Source organism: Bacillus paramycoides (genome assembly GCF_038971285.1).
Classification (GTDB): Bacteria; Bacillota; Bacilli; order Bacillales; family Bacillaceae_G; genus Bacillus_A.
This window is the reverse complement of sequence record NZ_CP152427.1, coordinates 2,827,716-2,845,194: the sequence shown is the minus strand read 5'-3', so window position 1 is coordinate 2,845,194 and position 17,479 is coordinate 2,827,716. Positions and strand designations below refer to the sequence as shown.

20 protein-coding genes are annotated in these 17,479 nt (G+C 33.8%); 13 read left to right on the top strand and 7 right to left on the bottom strand.

Annotation, left to right across the window (positions count from 1 at the left end):
* Window positions 1-9: 9 nt before the first annotated feature.
* Genes AAG068_RS14755 through AAG068_RS14745 form a run of 3 tightly spaced genes read right to left on the bottom strand, consistent with a single transcriptional unit; the run spans window position 10 to window position 3,183 of the window.
* Window positions 10-1,119, bottom strand: a complete 1,110-nt coding sequence (locus AAG068_RS14755) for a DUF4018 domain-containing protein (RefSeq protein ID WP_342714817.1) — start codon at window positions 1,117-1,119, stop codon at window positions 10-12.
* Complete coding sequence (locus AAG068_RS14750; protein WP_342714816.1) at window positions 1,094-2,257, bottom strand: DUF58 domain-containing protein; 1,164 nt, start codon at window positions 2,255-2,257, stop codon at window positions 1,094-1,096. The genes AAG068_RS14755 and AAG068_RS14750 overlap by 26 nt, the downstream gene beginning before the upstream one ends.
* Window positions 2,254-3,183 carry an AAA family ATPase gene (locus tag AAG068_RS14745; RefSeq protein WP_342714815.1) on the bottom strand — a complete coding sequence of 310 codons (930 nt, stop codon included), beginning with the start codon at window positions 3,181-3,183 and terminating at the stop codon, window positions 2,254-2,256. The genes AAG068_RS14750 and AAG068_RS14745 overlap by 4 nt, the downstream gene beginning before the upstream one ends.
* A 204-nt stretch (window positions 3,184-3,387) precedes the next feature.
* On the opposite strand from AAG068_RS14745, the gene AAG068_RS14740 reads away from it, so the two are divergent.
* Window positions 3,388-3,705 (top strand): PadR family transcriptional regulator, encoded by a 318-nt coding sequence (locus AAG068_RS14740; RefSeq protein ID WP_097843601.1) that lies wholly within the window; start codon window positions 3,388-3,390, stop codon window positions 3,703-3,705.
* A 7-nt stretch (window positions 3,706-3,712) separates the two neighbouring features.
* Entirely contained in the window at window positions 3,713-4,249 is a 537-nt protein-coding gene (locus AAG068_RS14735; RefSeq protein WP_087955877.1) for a DUF2812 domain-containing protein, read from the top strand.
* 318 nt (window positions 4,250-4,567) lie between these two features.
* Here AAG068_RS14735 and AAG068_RS14730 read toward each other — a convergent pair whose 3' ends face one another.
* A complete protein-coding gene (locus tag AAG068_RS14730; protein ID WP_000433607.1) occupies window positions 4,568-4,816 on the bottom strand; it encodes a hypothetical protein in 249 nt (82 codons plus the stop codon).
* 283 nt (window positions 4,817-5,099) lie between these two features.
* On the opposite strand from AAG068_RS14730, the gene AAG068_RS14725 reads away from it, so the two are divergent.
* From AAG068_RS14725 to AAG068_RS14690, 8 genes are all read left to right on the top strand, one after another.
* Complete coding sequence (locus tag AAG068_RS14725) at window positions 5,100-5,483, top strand: VOC family protein (RefSeq protein WP_098668652.1); 384 nt, start codon at window positions 5,100-5,102, stop codon at window positions 5,481-5,483.
* Between the two features lie 14 nt (window positions 5,484-5,497).
* Entirely contained in the window at window positions 5,498-6,040 is a 543-nt protein-coding gene (locus AAG068_RS14720) for a GNAT family N-acetyltransferase (protein ID WP_342714814.1), read from the top strand.
* Window positions 6,040-6,621, top strand: coding sequence for a kinase (locus AAG068_RS14715; RefSeq protein ID WP_342714813.1), 582 nt, complete (start codon window positions 6,040-6,042; stop codon window positions 6,619-6,621). The genes AAG068_RS14720 and AAG068_RS14715 overlap by 1 nt, the downstream gene beginning before the upstream one ends.
* 162 nt (window positions 6,622-6,783) lie before the next feature.
* Window positions 6,784-7,518: a LytR/AlgR family response regulator transcription factor gene (locus AAG068_RS14710; protein WP_342714812.1), complete on the top strand. Its 735-nt coding sequence runs from the start codon at window positions 6,784-6,786 to the stop codon at window positions 7,516-7,518.
* Window positions 7,518-8,834 carry a GHKL domain-containing protein gene (locus AAG068_RS14705; protein WP_342714811.1) on the top strand — a complete coding sequence of 439 codons (1,317 nt, stop codon included), beginning with the start codon at window positions 7,518-7,520 and terminating at the stop codon, window positions 8,832-8,834. The genes AAG068_RS14710 and AAG068_RS14705 overlap by 1 nt, the downstream gene beginning before the upstream one ends.
* A gap of 79 nt (window positions 8,835-8,913) precedes the next feature.
* The gene (locus tag AAG068_RS14700; protein ID WP_342714810.1) at window positions 8,914-9,591 is read left to right on the top strand and encodes a YhfC family glutamic-type intramembrane protease; all 678 of its coding nucleotides are present in this window, start codon (window positions 8,914-8,916) and stop codon (window positions 9,589-9,591) included.
* Window positions 9,592-9,593: 2 nt separating this feature from the next.
* Complete coding sequence (locus AAG068_RS14695; protein WP_342714809.1) at window positions 9,594-9,980, top strand: DUF3887 domain-containing protein; 387 nt, start codon at window positions 9,594-9,596, stop codon at window positions 9,978-9,980.
* 108 nt (window positions 9,981-10,088) lie between these two features.
* Entirely contained in the window at window positions 10,089-10,400 is a 312-nt protein-coding gene (locus AAG068_RS14690) for a hypothetical protein (protein WP_342714808.1), read from the top strand.
* 40 nt (window positions 10,401-10,440) lie between these two features.
* On the opposite strand, the gene AAG068_RS14685 is transcribed toward AAG068_RS14690, so the two are convergent.
* Window positions 10,441-10,656, bottom strand: coding sequence for a helix-turn-helix domain-containing protein (locus tag AAG068_RS14685; protein ID WP_000974619.1), 216 nt, complete (start codon window positions 10,654-10,656; stop codon window positions 10,441-10,443).
* Window positions 10,657-10,666: 10 nt separating this feature from the next.
* The gene (locus tag AAG068_RS14680; RefSeq protein WP_342714806.1) at window positions 10,667-11,149 is read right to left on the bottom strand and encodes a DUF2975 domain-containing protein; all 483 of its coding nucleotides are present in this window, start codon (window positions 11,147-11,149) and stop codon (window positions 10,667-10,669) included.
* Window positions 11,150-11,434: 285 nt separating this feature from the next.
* Here AAG068_RS14680 and AAG068_RS14675 point away from each other — a divergent pair, with 285 nt between their 5' ends.
* The 3 genes from AAG068_RS14675 to AAG068_RS14665 all read left to right on the top strand — a co-directional run bounded on the left by AAG068_RS14675 (window position 11,435) and on the right by AAG068_RS14665 (window position 15,859).
* The gene (locus AAG068_RS14675) at window positions 11,435-13,096 is read left to right on the top strand and encodes an alkaline phosphatase (protein ID WP_342714805.1); all 1,662 of its coding nucleotides are present in this window, start codon (window positions 11,435-11,437) and stop codon (window positions 13,094-13,096) included.
* A 268-nt stretch (window positions 13,097-13,364) separates the two neighbouring features.
* Entirely contained in the window at window positions 13,365-14,396 is a 1,032-nt protein-coding gene (locus tag AAG068_RS14670) for a fatty acid desaturase (RefSeq protein ID WP_342714804.1), read from the top strand.
* Window positions 14,397-14,671: 275 nt separating this feature from the next.
* The gene (locus tag AAG068_RS14665; RefSeq protein WP_342714803.1) at window positions 14,672-15,859 is read left to right on the top strand and encodes an RtcB family protein; all 1,188 of its coding nucleotides are present in this window, start codon (window positions 14,672-14,674) and stop codon (window positions 15,857-15,859) included.
* 62 nt (window positions 15,860-15,921) lie between these two features.
* Here AAG068_RS14665 and AAG068_RS14660 read toward each other — a convergent pair whose 3' ends face one another.
* The gene (locus tag AAG068_RS14660) at window positions 15,922-17,346 is read right to left on the bottom strand and encodes an amino acid permease (protein ID WP_342714802.1); all 1,425 of its coding nucleotides are present in this window, start codon (window positions 17,344-17,346) and stop codon (window positions 15,922-15,924) included.
* Window positions 17,347-17,479: the final 133 nt, after the last annotated feature.

Genomic DNA, 17,479 nt, shown 5'->3' with positions numbered 1-17,479 from the left:
TTTGTTGTGTTATTTCTTTCTTTTCTTCAAACTCTTTTGATATGCATAGAGTTTTTGAATCTCTTCCTTAAATTCATGTAACAGTACGGTGTTTTCCTCATTTGAATAACGCACTGTATTATAAGCATCTATAACAATATGACTCTCAATATTTACATCTTCTTCACGATTTATTCGTCCTAACCATGCTTCAACAGTTTCTCCTCGTTTTCTATTTAAAGGAGGAATTAATTTACTCTCCAGTTTAAAAATCCCTTTTCGAATTTCGTTATGTGGTGGTTTATTTCGTTTCAAACGTTTTTGGCTCATTCCTTCTTTATCAGTGATGATAGTAGATTCGAAGACAGGCATATTTGGTAAACTGAATTGTTTTCGTCTTTTTATTATTTTCCAAACGACGTAAATAGCGATAGAAGCACAAGCTATTATGGTCATGCTATTTATAAGAGTTGGATCAAAATCAGGAGGTGTTTTCCCATCTGTAATTTGTGGTTTTAAGAGATGCCCTTTACTTGCCCAAATTCCTTCAGTATCTTTCAATTCAGCTGCTATGAGAAATGGATTTATTACGTAACCGACCCCTAATGCGACTACTTCTGTCATAAAACTAAAAATAAGACGAATAAAAGGGAAAATTAGAACAAGTATGGTACTCATTACAACAATTGTAATAATAGAAGCGAAACGTAATAACTGTTGATTACGATTTGTCCCAGTTAACCAAAATGTAATCATAATGTGTATAACTAATAGTAACAGTTTCCCGAGCGGTGGAAAGGGAGCATAAAATATAGCCGAAACACCAAACCAAACAATACCGCCTAACGATTTTTGAACTGGGTAGCCAGGTCCAACTACATGCACGATAAAGAAGAAAAGTGGTAACATAATTGTGCCAAATAAAGAGAAAGGGAGAAAGATAGAACAACCAATTATTTGAGTCATTAACAGTATGACAAATCCTGTCGTTCTTTTCTTCATGAATTTATGAATTAAAAATACTCCAAAATAGCCTGTTACTAAAAATAAAGCAACAGCAACAAGTTCGTCTCTTTCCGTTAATAACGAAAGGAGGAGCAGCAGAATAAAGTCATTAACGTGATAGAGCCAAGTCTTCAAGCTTTTCCACCATCCCTTCGTTATTGATAAGAAACGTAGGCTGCGATAGAAGAGAGAGGTCATTCTTCTGCAAGCCAATGTAAATCATTGTAGAGGATCGTTCTCCTTTTCTATTTGTATAATGGAGAAATCCTTGTTTCGGAATTAATGTGCTATCGTCTGATATACGTGCCAACTCTTCTAAAGCTTTTGCGTAATGTGTTTGCCCTTCGTTTAATGGTAAATGCAGAGGACCACCTTCTGCTAATACACTAATAAATAATTCAAACGGTATTTGATGCTTCGTTGCGTATTGACAAATGTATGTAGCAAATGAAATAAGGTCTTCTATATTATCTTTCCAACCAAATCCGCGATCAGCAGCTAATGAAAGACAAATTGTCCAACTATAATTTTTAACAGGTTCATATTGCTTCGCCTGTAATTCCTGCATTTTAGCAGATGCTTTCCAATGGATAGAACGGAAAGACTCACGTTCATATCGTTTAACTCCAATAATAGATGTTTCATCATTGTAAAAAGAAAAATTCGTTCGATAAGATCCGTTTAAAAGTTGCTGAAGTTCTTGCAAACCTGCTACTTCTTTAGGAGAAGGGTACACAATAATTTCAGTTCGTAATTTATCAAAAATGGGCAAATGTACAGTTAAAAGATGAAAAGGATCCTTTAAGACACATTCGAACTGTTCAATTTGAAACACACCACGTTTCGTTGCGGTTAAAGTTAAATCCCATTTTTGCGCTGAATGTGCAGGCTGGGAAAACGGGAAAGAAAATAACGTTTTTGATATTTGTTCAATCCCTTGATCTTTTTGTGGTAGTAGGGACGGATTTAAATGAAAATAACAAACACCGTTAACGAGTGGTATATTTGCTCCATTTTTTAAATGAATGAAAAACTGTCCAGATTCATTAGGGAATAACCGAGTTGTTTGTTTCTCGTTTAGCACTTGAAATTTTTTCTCTATGTAAGCGACATATTTATAAATGAAAATCGCAAATAAATAGTAGAAGAAAAAGAAAAACATAATAATTCGTTGCGGCATAAATAATGTAAATAGTATAGCGCCTGGGACAGTTAGTTGAATAATATGGAGTTGGAAAAATAACGGTACAGTTACAACGCGCTGTCCATTCATGCTTGCTCAATCTCCACTGGTACGTCAACTTCTTTTAAAATCCTCTGCATAATTTCATTTTTTGTCGTACGTAATGCGCCTTCCATTGATAAGACAATGCGGTGATTCCAAACAGAAGGAACTAAAAATTGTATATCTTCAGGCGTGCAATATTCTCTTGCGCGTAAAAAGGCTAACGCTTGAACTGCACGCACTAAGGCAAGTGTGGCACGTGGACTTACACCGTTAGCGATGTAATCATGATTTCTTGTAGCATGAGCAAGTTTAATAATGTAATGTTCTAACGGTTCTGATACGAAAATTTCTTTTACTCTTTTCTGTGCTTCTAAAATGTCTTCTAAAGAAATAACAGACTTGACGCTTTCTAACGGTGTATCGTTACGAAAACGTCGCATCATTTTCAACTCATCTTCAGGTTCCGGATAACCTATAGAAATTGTCATTAAAAAACGATCAAGCTGTGCATCTGGTAGAGGAAACGTTCCTTGTGATTCAATTGGATTTTGCGTCGCAATAACAAAGAACGGTTTCGGAAGAGGAGTAGATTGCTTTTCAAGCGTTACTTGTCGTTCTTCCATCGATTCTAATAAACTAGACTGTGTTCTAGGCATAGCGCGGTTAATTTCATCCGCAAGCAAAATGTTGGTCATGATTGGTCCAAGTCTTAACTCGAATTCGCTCGTTTTCGGATTAAAATATTCAATACCTGTTATATCACTCGGAAGTACATCCGGTGTAAATTGGAAGCGAGAAAAATTACCACCTATACTTTTAGAAAGTGTTTTCGCAAGTAACGTTTTCCCCGTACCAGGCACATCCTCAAGCAGTACATGTCCATCAGCAAGCAATGAAACGAGTAATAAATCTATAACATTTTCTTTACCGACAAAAACGGATCCTATATTTTCTTTCAATTTATTTATCATATGTATCATTCCTTTCAAAATATAAACGGATATTTCTATATTTTAACAAATTATTCAGAAAATTGATATGATTTTTCAATTCAAAGAAATAAATATCCGATTATTAAATTATACTTGCATATTTTGGAATGTAGTTATAAAATATCGATATACGATGTATCGTAAGTCGATATATCAAGAAACGATGTATCGGAGGTGGTTATAATGAATGCAAAAGCGAAAAAATATATTCCGTTAACAGAGGCGACATATTACATATTGTTATCACTAGTGAAACCAATGCATGGTTATGGAATTATGCAAATGGTAGAAGAGATGACTAATGGAGAAGTAAAACTCGGTCCAGGTACTTTATACGGGAATACGACGAAGTTATTAAAAGAAAAATTAATTGTTGAAGTTGCCTCTACAGATAGAAAGAAGTGCTATGAGTTAACGTCACTTGGTAGAGAAGTATTGGAGCTAGAGTATAACAGGTTACAGAGATCTGTAAGGAATGGAAATAGTATATTAGGGGAGTGAATGGAAGATGGAGACTAAAAGGGTGTTTAAGTTTTTTACGGCATGGAATTTAGAAAAAGAAGAAGCTTTTTTACGAAAGATGCATCAACAAGGTTGGGCATTACAAAAATATAATGTAATGTATACGTTTAAGAAAACTGAGCCAAAAGATGTAATATACAAAGCTGATTTTAGATTGGTTTATAGAGATTCGAAAGAACAACGACAAGAGTATTTCGAAATATACGAAATGTCAGGTTGGAAACGCGTAACAAGTTTCACAAGCTGGAATTATTTTTGTAAAGAAGTCGAAGAGGTAAATGAATTACCTGACATATACTCAGAAAAGGAGACGAGGATACAAAAACTAAATCAGTTATTAGTATTCTTTGTTATTATGTTAGCAACTATATTACCATCAATGTACAATCTATTTATAAGCCCGATGGAATCAAGAGTGCCAATGTGGGCGAAAGCTATGACGGGTCTTACAGGTTGTATGTGGATATACTTCTTTATAAGACTCACTTGGAAAATTAAGAAGTTAAAAAGTGAAATATTATAATAAGAAGTAGAAATAAAAAGAAGTTGATTTTGTAAGGAGAAATATCGGGATTAACTTCTTTTGTTTTTATATAATTGTATTTTTACTCGTTATTTTTTACATAATAAAAATCTATATGAAGGTGCGGAATTTACATTTCCAACACACATCCCCGAAATAATAAAAGAAGAAAAAACGATTTATATTAAAAATCAAAAAATAAAAGATGGATAAAAAGGTGTGGGGTGTAACTTATAATAAGGAAGAAAAACATTTTTTGATTAACATATTAAATCGAAAAATCCCCTACAAAAAATCGGTAGGGGGTAATAAAAATGTTTAAGAAAAAGACTGATTTTGCGCAGGTTTAATAAATTGCTCTGGGTTTTCAACAAGTCCGCATACAGCGCATTGGACTCTATATGTTGGTCCTTGATAGGCCATATGAAAAGCATTCATATTTTCATTTGTGTATTCTTCTTCTACTTGACCAGTTTGTGGATTTAACTTGACTGGTTTTACTTGTTGTTCAAGAATATTAAAGCGAGTACGGTTCGTTTTACAGCTTGGACATAGCATTGGTTCCATATGTATACACCTCCATTTGTAGCATTTCTTAAACTCTTAAATTTTATGCAACCAAAAAAACTTTCTCAATATAAATAGGTGTTTAATGTATTTAAAATTCAGAAAAAATAAAATATAATAAGGGTACGAACTGGTTATGTCCAAACCAAATCTCCTGTTTTATGCCAATAAGCTGGGGGGCCGAGAAATCGGCCTCATTTTTTTGTGCTCGTTACGATAAGGAACAAGGTTTTTATGAGACTTTTGTCGAAATTTTAGGGATGGATATAAAGGGGGATGTAAAATGAATTTAAAAATGAAGTACATCATTTTATATGTAGAAAAGTTTGAAGAATGTGTAAGGTTTTATAAAGATATTTTACAGTTACCTATAAAAGCAGAGCATGGTACATATATTGAATTTAATACTGGAGATACAATATTAGCAATGAACACGAGGCAAGATGTGAAAGAATTAACAGGACTACCACTTACAGAAGGCGAGTTACAATCTTCTCATTTCGAATTAGGATTCGTTGTTGAAAATGTACAAGAAACGATTGAGCAATTTAGAGGACAAGGTATTAAGGTTTTAGTTGAACCAATTGTGAAACCGTGGGGACAAACAATTGCATACATTGCTGATCCAGATGGGAATTATATTGAAATTTGCAGTTCATTAGAATAGAAGGAGAAAAAGCGATGGGGTTTCCGAAACTAGAAACAGAACGTTTAGTATTAAGAGAACTAACACTGTTAGATGCAGAAACGATGTTCCGTTATTTTTCAAAAGAATCTGTTATACGTTATTTCGGAATGAATTCTTTCGAAAATATTGAACAAGCGAAAACGACTATTCAAACGTTTAAAAATCGTTATGAAGAGGGAAGTGTATTTCGCTGGGGAATTGAGAAAAAGGGCACGGGCCAATTAATCGGAACGTGCGGATTTCATTTAATAAACAAACATCATAAGCGAGCTGAAATCGGTTATGAATTAGATGATACATATTGGGGACAAGGGTATGCAACGGAAGCGTTACAATCGATTTTAGATTACGGATTTGAAACGTTGCAACTTATAAGAATTGCTGCTGTTGTATACGTAGAGAATAAAGCTTCTCAAAAATTATTAAGTAAAGCAGGTTTTCAAGAAGAAGGATTACTTAGAAAACATATGATTCAAAATGGAGTTGCTCATGATACGATTTTATACTCGTTGTTAAAAGAAGAGTGGAATAAATAATGAGTACAAATGAGCTTATAAATATAATGAAGAAACATAAAGGAAACAGGTTCATTCTAGGTATAGATGGTTTAAGTCGGTCAGGAAAAACAACGTTTGTAACAAACTTAAAGGAAAATATGAAACAAGAAAGTATTCCGTTTCATATTTTTCATATTGATGATCATATAGTAGAGCGTAATAAACGATATGATACTGGATATGAAGAATGGTATGAGTATTATTATTTACAATGGGATATTGAGTGGATTCGGCAGAAGTTTTTTCAAAAGTTACAAACTGAAACAAAACTGAAGTTACCGTTCTATCATGATGTGACAGACTCATGCGAAATGAAAAAAGTACAGATTCCCATAGTAGGTGTAATTGTAATTGAAGGTGTTTTTTTACAACGAAAAGAATGGAGAGATTTCTTTCATTATATGGTGTACTTGGATTGTCCAAGAGAGATACGGTTTCTGCGCGAGAGTGAGGAAACGCAGAAAAACCTTTCAAAGTTTGAGAATAGGTATTGGAAAGCAGAGGGTTATTACTTAGAAAAGGAATTACCGAAGGAGCGGGCGGATTTAGTTATAGAATAATTTGAAGAAAACCTCAACTTTGTGCTTGAATAGTTGAGGTTTCTCTATGTAATAGCAAATTAATTATTTTAATTCTTGGGAAGGAGATTAGTATAACAATTTGAATTATATAGTTATAGATAAATCTATAGATGAAAAGATTTCAATAAAGCGAGTGATCACATGAGTATTTTCATTTTAGAAGACGATGTCATACAAGCACAGCAAATGAAGCGGTTAGTTGAAGGGATTTGCGAGAAATATATGTTGCCTTTTGATTTTATCGAGGTGACTAGTAAAAGTGAAAACATCATTACTAATATTCCTATGGCGAAATATGTCCCAATCTATTTTTTAGATATAGAGATTAAAAGGGAAGAGCGTAAAGGTTTACAAGTTGCGCAAGAAATACGAAAGTATGATACGCAAGGGATTATTGTATTTGTAACGACGCATTCTGAATTTGCACCTATTTCTTATCAATACATGGTATCAGCTTTAACTTTTATTGATAAAGGGTTGCCATATGAGGAGAGGCGTAATGTTTTTGAACAATGTTTACTTCAGTATGAAGCGCGTAATAAGCATATTATTCCGTCCGATGAATTTATCGTTGAAAATAGTAATGCGACTGTGCGGGTTCCGTTTCATGAAGTGGAATACGTTATGACGGATGAACCGCACCGTTTAGCGTTAGTGACGTTAGATCGAATTGTTTATTTTTACGGGACTTTAAAAGAAATTGAAATAATAGATGAACGTTTATTTCGTTGTCATCAATCATATATCGTGAATAAGAAGCAAATGTCTTTTTATGATGCGAAACAGAAAATGATAGTTTTAAAAAGTGGGAAACGCATTCCAGTATCACGTCGTTTAGTGCGTAAAGTACGTAACATGTTAAAGGATGAGATGTAATGTATATTTATGATTTATTTGCAATACTGCTTACTAGTATGAGCCATACGTTTTTGTACATTCAATTAATCCGGTATAATAGATTGTCATATAGAATGTTAATAGCTTTAAGTGCGGTATTCATTATTTTACTTGCTATAGTCGTAACAGTAACGAGATATCCAGAATTGAATAGTACGATTGCGTTATTTTTAATAAGTTTAGGACTAATGCAAAATGAACTAAAACTTAAGCATAATGTATATTTTGCACTAGTGAGCATGGTGATAATAACATTAGTAAAAATGTTGCTTTTGGATTTAGGAATGAAAATCTTTATGTTAACGCCATTTAATTTATATTTATGGACAGGAAGCGTGATTCATCTTACCGTATCGACACTTACTTTTATCGGTATTTTTGTAGCCCGTAAAAGAATCCGAAAAATTGCTCAATATATAGTAGGTAGTCCACTATACTATGTAACTTATATATTATTAATTGCCGGATTTATTATTGAATTAATCTTAACTCAACCATCTTCTGCGCTATTAGCACAATTAAATCAACAATACAGTGAAGTAAGTTATATTTCAGCGATTATTATATTTTTATTATTACTAATCATCGTACTTATAAGCTCACACTTATCGAAAGAAAAGTTACGAGAAGAGCATGAAAAACGTTTGGATAAAGAGTTATTAGATTATGTGGAGAAACTAGAGGATATGCATGATGAGCTTGCTAGTTTCCGTCATGATTATATGAATGTATTACTATCGTTAGAAGAGGGCATACGTACAAAAAATGTGAAAGAAATTGAGCAAGTGTATTATGACGTAATAGCTCCTACATTAAAAACAATAAATGATCATGAACTTGATATTGCGAAATTATCTCGCATACATATTCCTGAAGTGAGAAGTGTATTAAGGGCGAAAGTTGGCACTGCCCAGCAGCAACAAATAAAAGTAATGCTTGATATACCAGCGAACATTGAAAGTGTTTCGATGGAGATTATTTCATTTATTCGCACCATTTCAGTTTTAGTAGACAATGCAATTGAAGAATCAATACAGAGTGAGGAAAAGATATTGCAAATCGCATTTTTTAAAATGGATTCAAGACAATATTTTATCGTGCGTAATAGTTCAAAGAGTGAAGCGATTGATCTGCAAAAAATTTATGAGAAAACCTATTCAAGCAAAGAAGGGGCTAGAGGGTACGGGCTATTCTCATTAAAACGGATTATAAATAAAACAAATAATGCGACGTTGGAAACAAATTATATACGTCCATATTTCACCCAAACCTTCATTTTAAATGACCATCTATGATGAAAAGGAAACCGAATAGGAAAGAACTACATACTTTCTACACTCGTTTTTATACACTTCAAGTAAGAGGTGAAGCGAGATGAATGGTCTTATTTTTACAACAATGATTAGCTTTGGTTTACCGCTTGTAGCACTTTTATATGCTGTCTGGAAGAAACGCTATATTCCATATATGTTAGGTGTATTGGCTTTTGTTGTATCACAAATATTGATTCGCATACCAATACTGAATTATGTAAATGGAACTAGCACAGATTTTCAAATGTTTTCTGTTATGCAGCCTATACTATTTGCACTTTTGCTTAGTTTATCAGCTGGAATTTTTGAAGAGATAGCACGTTTTATCGCAATGCGTTATTTTATGAAACAACGAGATTGGCAGTCGGGTTTTTTATTTGGAGCAGGGCATGGTGGTATTGAGGCAGTGTTAATAGTTGGCATCCCGGTAATATCCCTATTATTGTCACAAACAGTCATTCAAAATGGTGACAGTTATTATTTCGGAGGTATTGAGCGCATTTTTGCGATGGTATTGCATATTGGGCTTTCCTTCATTGTATTGCAAGCTGTCGTCCAAAAGAAATTTCGTTATGTTGTATATGCAATTCTCATCCATGGGACTACAAATGCATTAGCTGTCATTATATCGCTATATGTACAAGGGAAAAGCGGGATCATTATGTCAGAAGTTTCAATAGCAATTTGTGCTTTACTCGTTTTTAGTTATAGTTTCATGTTAAAAAGAAAGGGTGTATGAAAATGAAAAGAATGTTACTTATTATTATAAGTGCTATCGCGGCGTTTGCACTTGCAGCATGTACCGGTAATAAAGTAGATGAAAGTACGTCAAAAAAGTTTATTCCAAAGGCGGAAGAAATTGTATCATTATTAAATGAAGCGAAGTATAAAGAAGTGCATGAAAAATTTGATAGTAAAATGAAAGCTGGATTGCCAGAAGAAAAAATGAAAGATCTTACACCTGTAATAGAGAAAGCCGGTACGTTCGAAAAAATTGAGAAAAAATCGATTGAAGAAAAAGATGGATTATATACTGTGATTCTTGTAGCGAAATATAGTAAGGAACAACGGACATATATTATAACTTATAATGACAAAGAAGAAATAGCAGGTTTATTTATTAAATAAAAACAGATGCAGTGGAAATATCCACACTGCATCTGTTTTTTTGTATAACCAAATTATGGTTATTCGTGCTAATATGAACTCATAGCTATAGAGAAGGGGTGGGTAAGTATGAAAAGTGAGATAGTACTTAAAAAGAAGTACAGTATGATAAGTTATATATCTTTACTCATCGGTATTTTATGTTTTCTATTCGTTTTTATAACGCCGACAAGGATAGCGAATGCAGGTAATATAGTTGGAGATTATATTACAGTCGCCTTGACAGTTGCAGGAATCATACTTTCTATCATTACAATGACGAAAAAAACAGAGAAGAAGGGGATTGCTATTCTTTCATTCATACTGTCCTTATCATTCTTTATATTTTGGATCATTGCGATAATCTTATTGTTTACTGGTCAAATTAGTTTTGTACCGTAATGTGTAATAAAAAGAGTCCTTCTCGTATGAAGGACTCTTTTCATTCAGTATCTTCAGGTTGATATTCTAAAATATCCCCAGGTTGACATTCTAATGCTTTACAAATGGCTTCTAAAGTTGAAAAACGAACTGCTTTTGCTTTTCCGTTTTTCAAAATAGAAAGGTTAGCCATTGTAATTCCAACCTTCTCCGAAAGTTCTGTTACGCTCATTTTTCTTTTCGCTAACATTACATCAATATTAATAATAATTGCCATATTATTCACCTCAGACCGTTAAATCATTTTCTGATTTTATATCTATCGCATCTTTTAATAGTCTTTGGAGAACGGCAGCAAAGACCGCGATTACCATTGAAGCAAAAATCATAATCATTCCAATAATAATAATGCCAGGGGCGTCATCTCTCTCTGCCACAAGATAGAAAAGTGGCAAACCTAATACATATAATACACTAATTGCTAGAGCACTGTACTTAATATTTTTTAAAGCTTTAACAGATAACTCTGAGAATGCGTTGTTCTTATCAATATAGTTTAAAAGCTGAAATGTTTGGTACAACGCAAAATAATAAGGTATTGCAGTTGCGTATAAGTTGATAAATACAAGATATTTAATATATGCAATATCAGGATATAGTTCTGCAGCGAAATTTCCTATTTTAGGGACTAAAAAAATGCACATAGCAAGAACGGGGATACCCATTAGAATCACAGCTGTCTTTAAGAAGAGTGTTGATCCTTGTTTCATAAAAAGCACCTCATTTATTTAATATCTTATTAATTTACCATAGAATTTATTGTTTATCAATAAATTTTTATTTATTTCAATTGGGGATTTATTGTTAAACAAGTTAATAATGAAAAATCTTGTTTATTAAGATAGATAAACTATACCGACATGTAATGAATGAGAAAGTTACGATTGTTAGCTTTATAAGAATTGGGAACTAATAAAACATATGTAGGTCGTGAAAAGTAAAGGGAAATCAGACCTTTGTATGTAAATGAATGTGAAACAAATGGAGGCGCAATAATGTCAGAATTAGCTTTAAAGATGAAGAAATTGTTGTTATTAGGAACAATCACAATAAGTATGTTATGCACTGAAAGTTTGATGAATTATCATACAGTGGAAGCTAAAGTGAAAAAAGTAGAACATCAACCGAAAAATGTAATCATAATGGTTATGGACGGAACGAGTTCTTCAGCAACTACATTAGCTCGCTTGTATAAAGGGAAACCACTAGCATTAGAAGAAATGGTAACAGGAGGTGTTCGTACATATTCAGCGGAATCAGCAATAACAGACTCAGCCCCAGCAGCTACAGCTTTAGCGACGGGGAATAAATCGAATTCTGGATATGTAGGTGTATTACCTTCTATTGTAAGTTCACCTGGCTTAAAACCTATAAAAGATGAGGACAAGTTACGGCCAGTTGCCAATATTTTAGAAGGTGCCAAACGTACTGGACGCGCAACTGGAATTGTGGCTACAGCTGAAATTCAGCATGCTACTCCTGCTGGATTCTCTGCTCACCATGTAAACCGCAAGCATTTTGACGTAATTGCGGAGCAACAAGTGTATCAAAATATAGATGTCGTATTAGGCGGGGGAAAAGCGGCACTGCTACCTCAGAAAAGAAAAGATAGTGAAGATTTAGTAAAGGTGATTCAAGAGAAAGGATATGACTTTGTTGAAACGAAAGATGCATTATTGAACGCTAAATCTAATAAAATTTGGGGGTCTTTTTCATCAAATGCTCTTGCGTTTGATATGGATCGTGAAGCAACAAATCCAAAGCAACCAACACTTTCTCAAATGACTGAAAAAGCAATTCAAGTGTTATCAAAAGATAAAGATGGTTTCTTTTTGTTTGTAGAGGGAAGTAAGCCAGACTGGGCAGCTCATGTGAATGATCCAATTGGGATGATTAGTGATGTGTTAGCATTTGATAATGCAGTTGCAGAAGCATTAGAGTTTGCAAAAAAAGATGGTAATACGATGCTAATAGCCGTAGCTGACCATGGTAACAGCGGTATTTCTATCGGGAATATGAATACGACAAAAGGTTATAATACTACGCCAGTCTCTGCATACATTGATCCATTGAAAAAAGCGAAAATGACACTTGAAGGGGCTACAAATAAACTGAAATCGGATTTATCAAATATAGAAGATATAGCCAAATTATACGGTTTGGACAATTTAACTTATGATGAAAAAGAAAGAGTAAAAGCAGCAAAAAAGAAATCGGATGTAGGTCTAATACTTACTACATTATTGGCCAATCGTGCGAACATAGGCTTTACAACAGGTGGTCATACAGGTGAGGATGTATTTTTGTATTCTTACGGTCCACAAAAGCCATACGGTTTGATCCAAAACACAGATATCGCGAAGACGATGGCGAAAGCAATGGGCTTTAACTTAAAAGAAGTAACAAACAAGTTATTTGTAGAGAGTGAATCAGCTTTTAAACAAAACGGAGCAACAGTCACTATAGATAATACTAATGCAGCAAACCCGGTGCTCATAGTAAAACGTAATAATGTAACAGCTCAATTATTTGTTAACAAAAATATAATGCTTATTAATAATAAAGAGTATGAATTAGAAAGTGTTGTTGTAGAAAGCAACGGAAAGGTTTATGTACCAGAAGAAGCAATTCATCTATTTAGAAAACGTTCCCGTTAAAAAATTGCCAACCACTTATCTTAGTTAGGATGAGTAGTTGGCAATTTTTTGTTGAACTCAAAGTTTTTTATATGATAATACACATTTCCAGCACATATGCTCTTTCTGTCGATATAAAAACTATTTTAGACGTAAGTAATTTGTAAGTAATGAGTAAGAAAAAAGAGATTTTTATAAGATATAATATTTATTACATCTACTTTTAACACCTGATACTAATAGTATGCTATAATGTGAATTAGCAACAAAAAGGAAAGGAATTAAAACAATGACATTAGAAAATACTAAAAATTTAAAAAAACAAGTTGCTCCATATGAAAAATCAACGATTAAAAAAAGTGTGTGGCAACTTATAAACACAGTCGTGCCATTTATTATTTTATGGTACCTTGCTTATAAAAGTTTGTCTGTTTCTTATTTGTTAGCATTAGTTCCATCTCTGTTAGCTGCTGGTTTTATGACGCGAATTTTCATAATTTTTCATGATTGTACCCATTATTCATTCTTTAAAAGTCGACGTGCAAATAGAATAGTAGGGACATGTATGGGGGTGCTAACATTATTCCCATTTGATCAATGGGGACATGAGCATGCGATTCATCATGCTACAAGTGGTAATTTGGATAAGCGAGGTACAGGAGATATTTGGACGCTTACAGTGGATGAATATGTAGCTGCGCCATTTAGACTTCGTTTAGCATATCGTTTATATCGCAATCCATTCGTTATGTTTGGATTAGGTCCGATTTATGTTTTCTTGCTTAAAAATAGATTTAACCGAAAAGGTGCTAGACAGAAAGAACGTATGAATACTTATTTGACGAATATTATTATCGTTGCTGTAGTAGCTATACTTTGCTGGGCAATAGGATGGCAATCGTTTCTATTAGTACATGGTACGATATTCTTAATTGCAGGTTCAGTAGGGATTTGGCTGTTTTACGTACAGCACACATTCGAGGATTCTTACTTTGAAGAAGATAAAGATTGGGAATATGTGAAAGCGGCTGTGGAAGGAAGTTCATTTTATAAACTTCCAAAAATCTTGCAATTCCTAACTGGTAATATTGGATTTCATCATGTTCACCATTTAAGTCCAAGAGTACCTAACTATAAACTAGAAGAGGCACACAATAATACGCTTCCGTTAAAAAATGTACCAACGATTACACTTGCTACAAGCTTACGTTCACTTCGTTTCCGTCTTTGGGATGAGAAGAGTAACAATTTTGTTAGCTTTAAAGAAGTCAAAAATATAATTAAAAACAATGTTTCTGTCCGGGTGAAATCGGAACTATAATTTCATCGGCTATAAAACTCCCCTTAATCATTAACGATGTAAGGGGAGTTTTTGTTATACATAACGGATATCGAGGACGTGGAAAACTACATGTGTAGGTATAAACATAAAGAGACGGTAATTATATTATGTAAATAAGGATAATCATCATAATTTTTTATTACTGTGAAGGATATCGTGCATATATAATGGAAAGCAGAAGGTGGATGAGAATAATGATAAGAACAGAAACAACGTAATAAAATAATTCTTTCAAAAGGAAGGGGAAATGAAAGATGTTAAAATTACAAGGAAAATACAATGAAGCGAAAGTTTTTACAAATAACGTTGATGAGACTGCGACTGGGCAGATTATTGATCTTTGTAACCAAGAATTCGTAAAGGATAGTCAAATTCGTATTATGCCAGATACACATGCAGGAGCAGGTTGTACGATTGGAACAACAATGACAATACAAGATAAAATTGTTCCTAATCTTGTAGGGGTAGATATTGGGTGTGGGATGGAAGTTGTTGTAATTGATAAGAAAAAAGAAGAAATTAATTTCGATTACTTAGACGAAACAATTCGTAAATTCGTTCCAAGTGGTTTTCGTATACGAGATAAAGAACATCGATTCTCAAAAATGATTGATTTTGATGGTGTAAGAGCTCCATTTACATTACAACGCGCTCAAAAAAGTATAGGTACTCTTGGGGGAGGAAATCATTTTGTCGAATTAAATGAAGATGAAAAAGGAAATGTATATATTGTTATTCATAGTGGTTCTCGTAATCTAGGTAAACAAATTGCAGAGTATTACCAAAACTTCGCATATGAACAACTCACTGATGTTACATCAATGAAAGCTGAAATTATTAAGAGATTAACTGAAGAGGGGAGAGTAAAAGAAATACAAGAAACTTTACGAGGAATTCAGCAGCCTAATATTCGTAAAGAACTAGCTTATTTAGAAGGAAAAGGATTCAAAGATTATATGAATGATATGAATATTGCCCAAAAGTATGCTGCGTTAAACCGTAAAGCAATGATTGATGAAATTGTTACGAGAATGGACTGGAAAATTACGGATCAATTTACTACAATACATAACTATATTGACATGGAAAATATGATTCTAAGAAAAGGTGCTATTTCAGCTCAGAAAGCTGAACGAGTCATTATTCCAATTAACATGAGAGATGGTTCAATTATTGCATTTGGTAAAGGTAATCCAGACTGGAACTTTTCTGGTCCGCATGGGGCAGGACGTATCATGAGTCGTAAGAAGGCTAAAGAATCATTGAGTCTAGAGGAATTTCAAAATACGATGACAGAGGTGTGGACTACATCAGTAGTAGAAAGCACAATTGATGAGGCACCAATGGTATATAAGCCAATGGATGAAATTATCGAAAATACGAAAGAAACAATAGATATAAAGCACATTATTAAGCCATTATATAATTTTAAAGCGAATTAGAATGATAAAAGACTGCACATAAGGTAAAAGCTATGTGCGGTCTTTTATATATAAGTATAGTATTACATAGTCTCGCTAATTTTACTTTCACTACGAGTGTTAGTAGCAATTCTTTTCTTAACTTTAAAGTGATAGTACGTGTAGCAAAAGATAATAAATGGTACAGTGCAATAGATTCCAAGTCGTTGTTCAGGGATAAAGATAAGACTAATTAATATAATGCCATACAATCCAAAACCAAGAATTGGTACAAGTGGATAAAGTGGAGTTTTAAATTTTAAGTCTTCTAATCTTCCACCGTCTGCTAAATAATGTTTACGGAAAAAGAATTGAGAGACACAAATTGACATCCAAACAATGATTGTTATGACGCCAGAAATAGAAATTAACCATAAGTAAACTGTTTCAGCAGCTACAACGCTCGTCAAAAGGGAAAAAGCAGAAATAGCGATCGTCATAATTAAAGCGTTTAAAGGGATTCCGCGCGATGACAATTTCTTTAAAAAAGCTGGAGCCATTTCATTTTTTGATAATGACCAAAGCATGCGAGTTGCGGCGTATAGTCCAGAGTTTGCGACAGAAAGAACAGCAGTAAGAATAACAAAGTTCATAATATCAGCTGCATATGGAATACCGATATTATCAAATACAGCAACGAACGGACTTTTTGTTAATCCTACTTCTTCCCAAGGAATTAAAGCAACGAGAACAAAGATTGCTAAGACGAAGAAAAACATTGTGCGCCATATAATATTTCTAATAGAACGAGGTAAAGTTTTTGCTGGATCTTCACTTTCACCTGCTGCGATTCCGACAAGTTCTGTACCTTGGAAGGAATAATTGACTGTAACCATTGTTAATAGAATAGCTGCAAGTCCATTTGGGAATAAACCACCATGATTTACGAAATTTGATAATAATGGGGCTGGTTCATCGCCTTTTAAATCAATAAAACCGAACATAGCGGCGCCGCCAAGGATAATAAAAGCTATAATGGCAGATACTTTTATACTTGAAAACCAAAATTCTGTTTCTGCATAACTACGAGCAGATAATGCGTTAATTGTGAAGATTGTAACGCCAAATATTAAACACCAAACCCAAACAGGAATATCAGGAAACCAGCGCTGCATTGTAATGCCGGCAGTTGTAAATTCAAGACCGGTCGTATTCGCCCAGCTTAACCAATATAACCATCCGATTGTAAATCCAGTTGCAGGATTGATGAACTTAGTGGCATATTCCTGGAACGAACCGGAAACAGGCATGGCTACAGCAAGCTCACCAAGACATAGCATAACGAAATACATTAATAACCCACCAGCAATAAAGGCAAGTACGGATCCACCAGGCCCAGCTTGACTTATAATAAAGCCAGATCCGTTAAATAACCCCGTTCCAATCACACCACCGAGTGCAATCATGAATAAGTGTCTACTTTTCATCGTACGTTTTAATTCATTGTTTGTATTGTTTACTTGCGTCATTGTTTTCCTCACTTTCGTAGTTGATAGAATAAAGTTTGATGTTTTTCCGTATTGTGGAATGTATTCCGTGATGTGAAATCTTGTTATAATTTTCAGATAATTAAAAAGAAAAGTCAATATTTTTTTGTTTACG

What these genes read in the sequence shown, in the direction of transcription:
- AAG068_RS14750 (WP_342714816.1), bottom strand. Translation starts at nt 2,257, where the DNA reads ATGAATGGACAGCGCGTTGTAACTGTACCGTTATTTTTCCAACTCCAT.
- AAG068_RS14745 (WP_342714815.1), bottom strand. Translation starts at nt 3,183, where the DNA reads ATGATAAATAAATTGAAAGAAAATATAGGATCCGTTTTTGTCGGTAAA.
- AAG068_RS14740 (WP_097843601.1), top strand. Translation starts at nt 3,388, where the DNA reads ATGAATGCAAAAGCGAAAAAATATATTCCGTTAACAGAGGCGACATAT.
- AAG068_RS14735 (WP_087955877.1), top strand. Translation starts at nt 3,713, where the DNA reads ATGGAGACTAAAAGGGTGTTTAAGTTTTTTACGGCATGGAATTTAGAA.
- AAG068_RS14730 (WP_000433607.1), bottom strand. Translation starts at nt 4,816, where the DNA reads ATGGAACCAATGCTATGTCCAAGCTGTAAAACGAACCGTACTCGCTTT.
- AAG068_RS14725 (WP_098668652.1), top strand. Translation starts at nt 5,100, where the DNA reads ATGAATTTAAAAATGAAGTACATCATTTTATATGTAGAAAAGTTTGAA.
- AAG068_RS14720 (WP_342714814.1), top strand. Translation starts at nt 5,498, where the DNA reads ATGGGGTTTCCGAAACTAGAAACAGAACGTTTAGTATTAAGAGAACTA.
- AAG068_RS14715 (WP_342714813.1), top strand. Translation starts at nt 6,040, where the DNA reads ATGAGTACAAATGAGCTTATAAATATAATGAAGAAACATAAAGGAAAC.
- AAG068_RS14710 (WP_342714812.1), top strand. Translation starts at nt 6,784, where the DNA reads ATGAGTATTTTCATTTTAGAAGACGATGTCATACAAGCACAGCAAATG.
- AAG068_RS14705 (WP_342714811.1), top strand. Translation starts at nt 7,518, where the DNA reads ATGTATATTTATGATTTATTTGCAATACTGCTTACTAGTATGAGCCAT.
- AAG068_RS14700 (WP_342714810.1), top strand. Translation starts at nt 8,914, where the DNA reads ATGAATGGTCTTATTTTTACAACAATGATTAGCTTTGGTTTACCGCTT.
- AAG068_RS14695 (WP_342714809.1), top strand. Translation starts at nt 9,594, where the DNA reads ATGAAAAGAATGTTACTTATTATTATAAGTGCTATCGCGGCGTTTGCA.
- AAG068_RS14690 (WP_342714808.1), top strand. Translation starts at nt 10,089, where the DNA reads ATGAAAAGTGAGATAGTACTTAAAAAGAAGTACAGTATGATAAGTTAT.
- AAG068_RS14685 (WP_000974619.1), bottom strand. Translation starts at nt 10,656, where the DNA reads ATGGCAATTATTATTAATATTGATGTAATGTTAGCGAAAAGAAAAATG.
- AAG068_RS14680 (WP_342714806.1), bottom strand. Translation starts at nt 11,149, where the DNA reads ATGAAACAAGGATCAACACTCTTCTTAAAGACAGCTGTGATTCTAATG.
- AAG068_RS14675 (WP_342714805.1), top strand. Translation starts at nt 11,435, where the DNA reads ATGTCAGAATTAGCTTTAAAGATGAAGAAATTGTTGTTATTAGGAACA.
- AAG068_RS14670 (WP_342714804.1), top strand. Translation starts at nt 13,365, where the DNA reads ATGACATTAGAAAATACTAAAAATTTAAAAAAACAAGTTGCTCCATAT.
- AAG068_RS14665 (WP_342714803.1), top strand. Translation starts at nt 14,672, where the DNA reads ATGTTAAAATTACAAGGAAAATACAATGAAGCGAAAGTTTTTACAAAT.
- AAG068_RS14660 (WP_342714802.1), bottom strand. Translation starts at nt 17,346, where the DNA reads ATGACGCAAGTAAACAATACAAACAATGAATTAAAACGTACGATGAAA.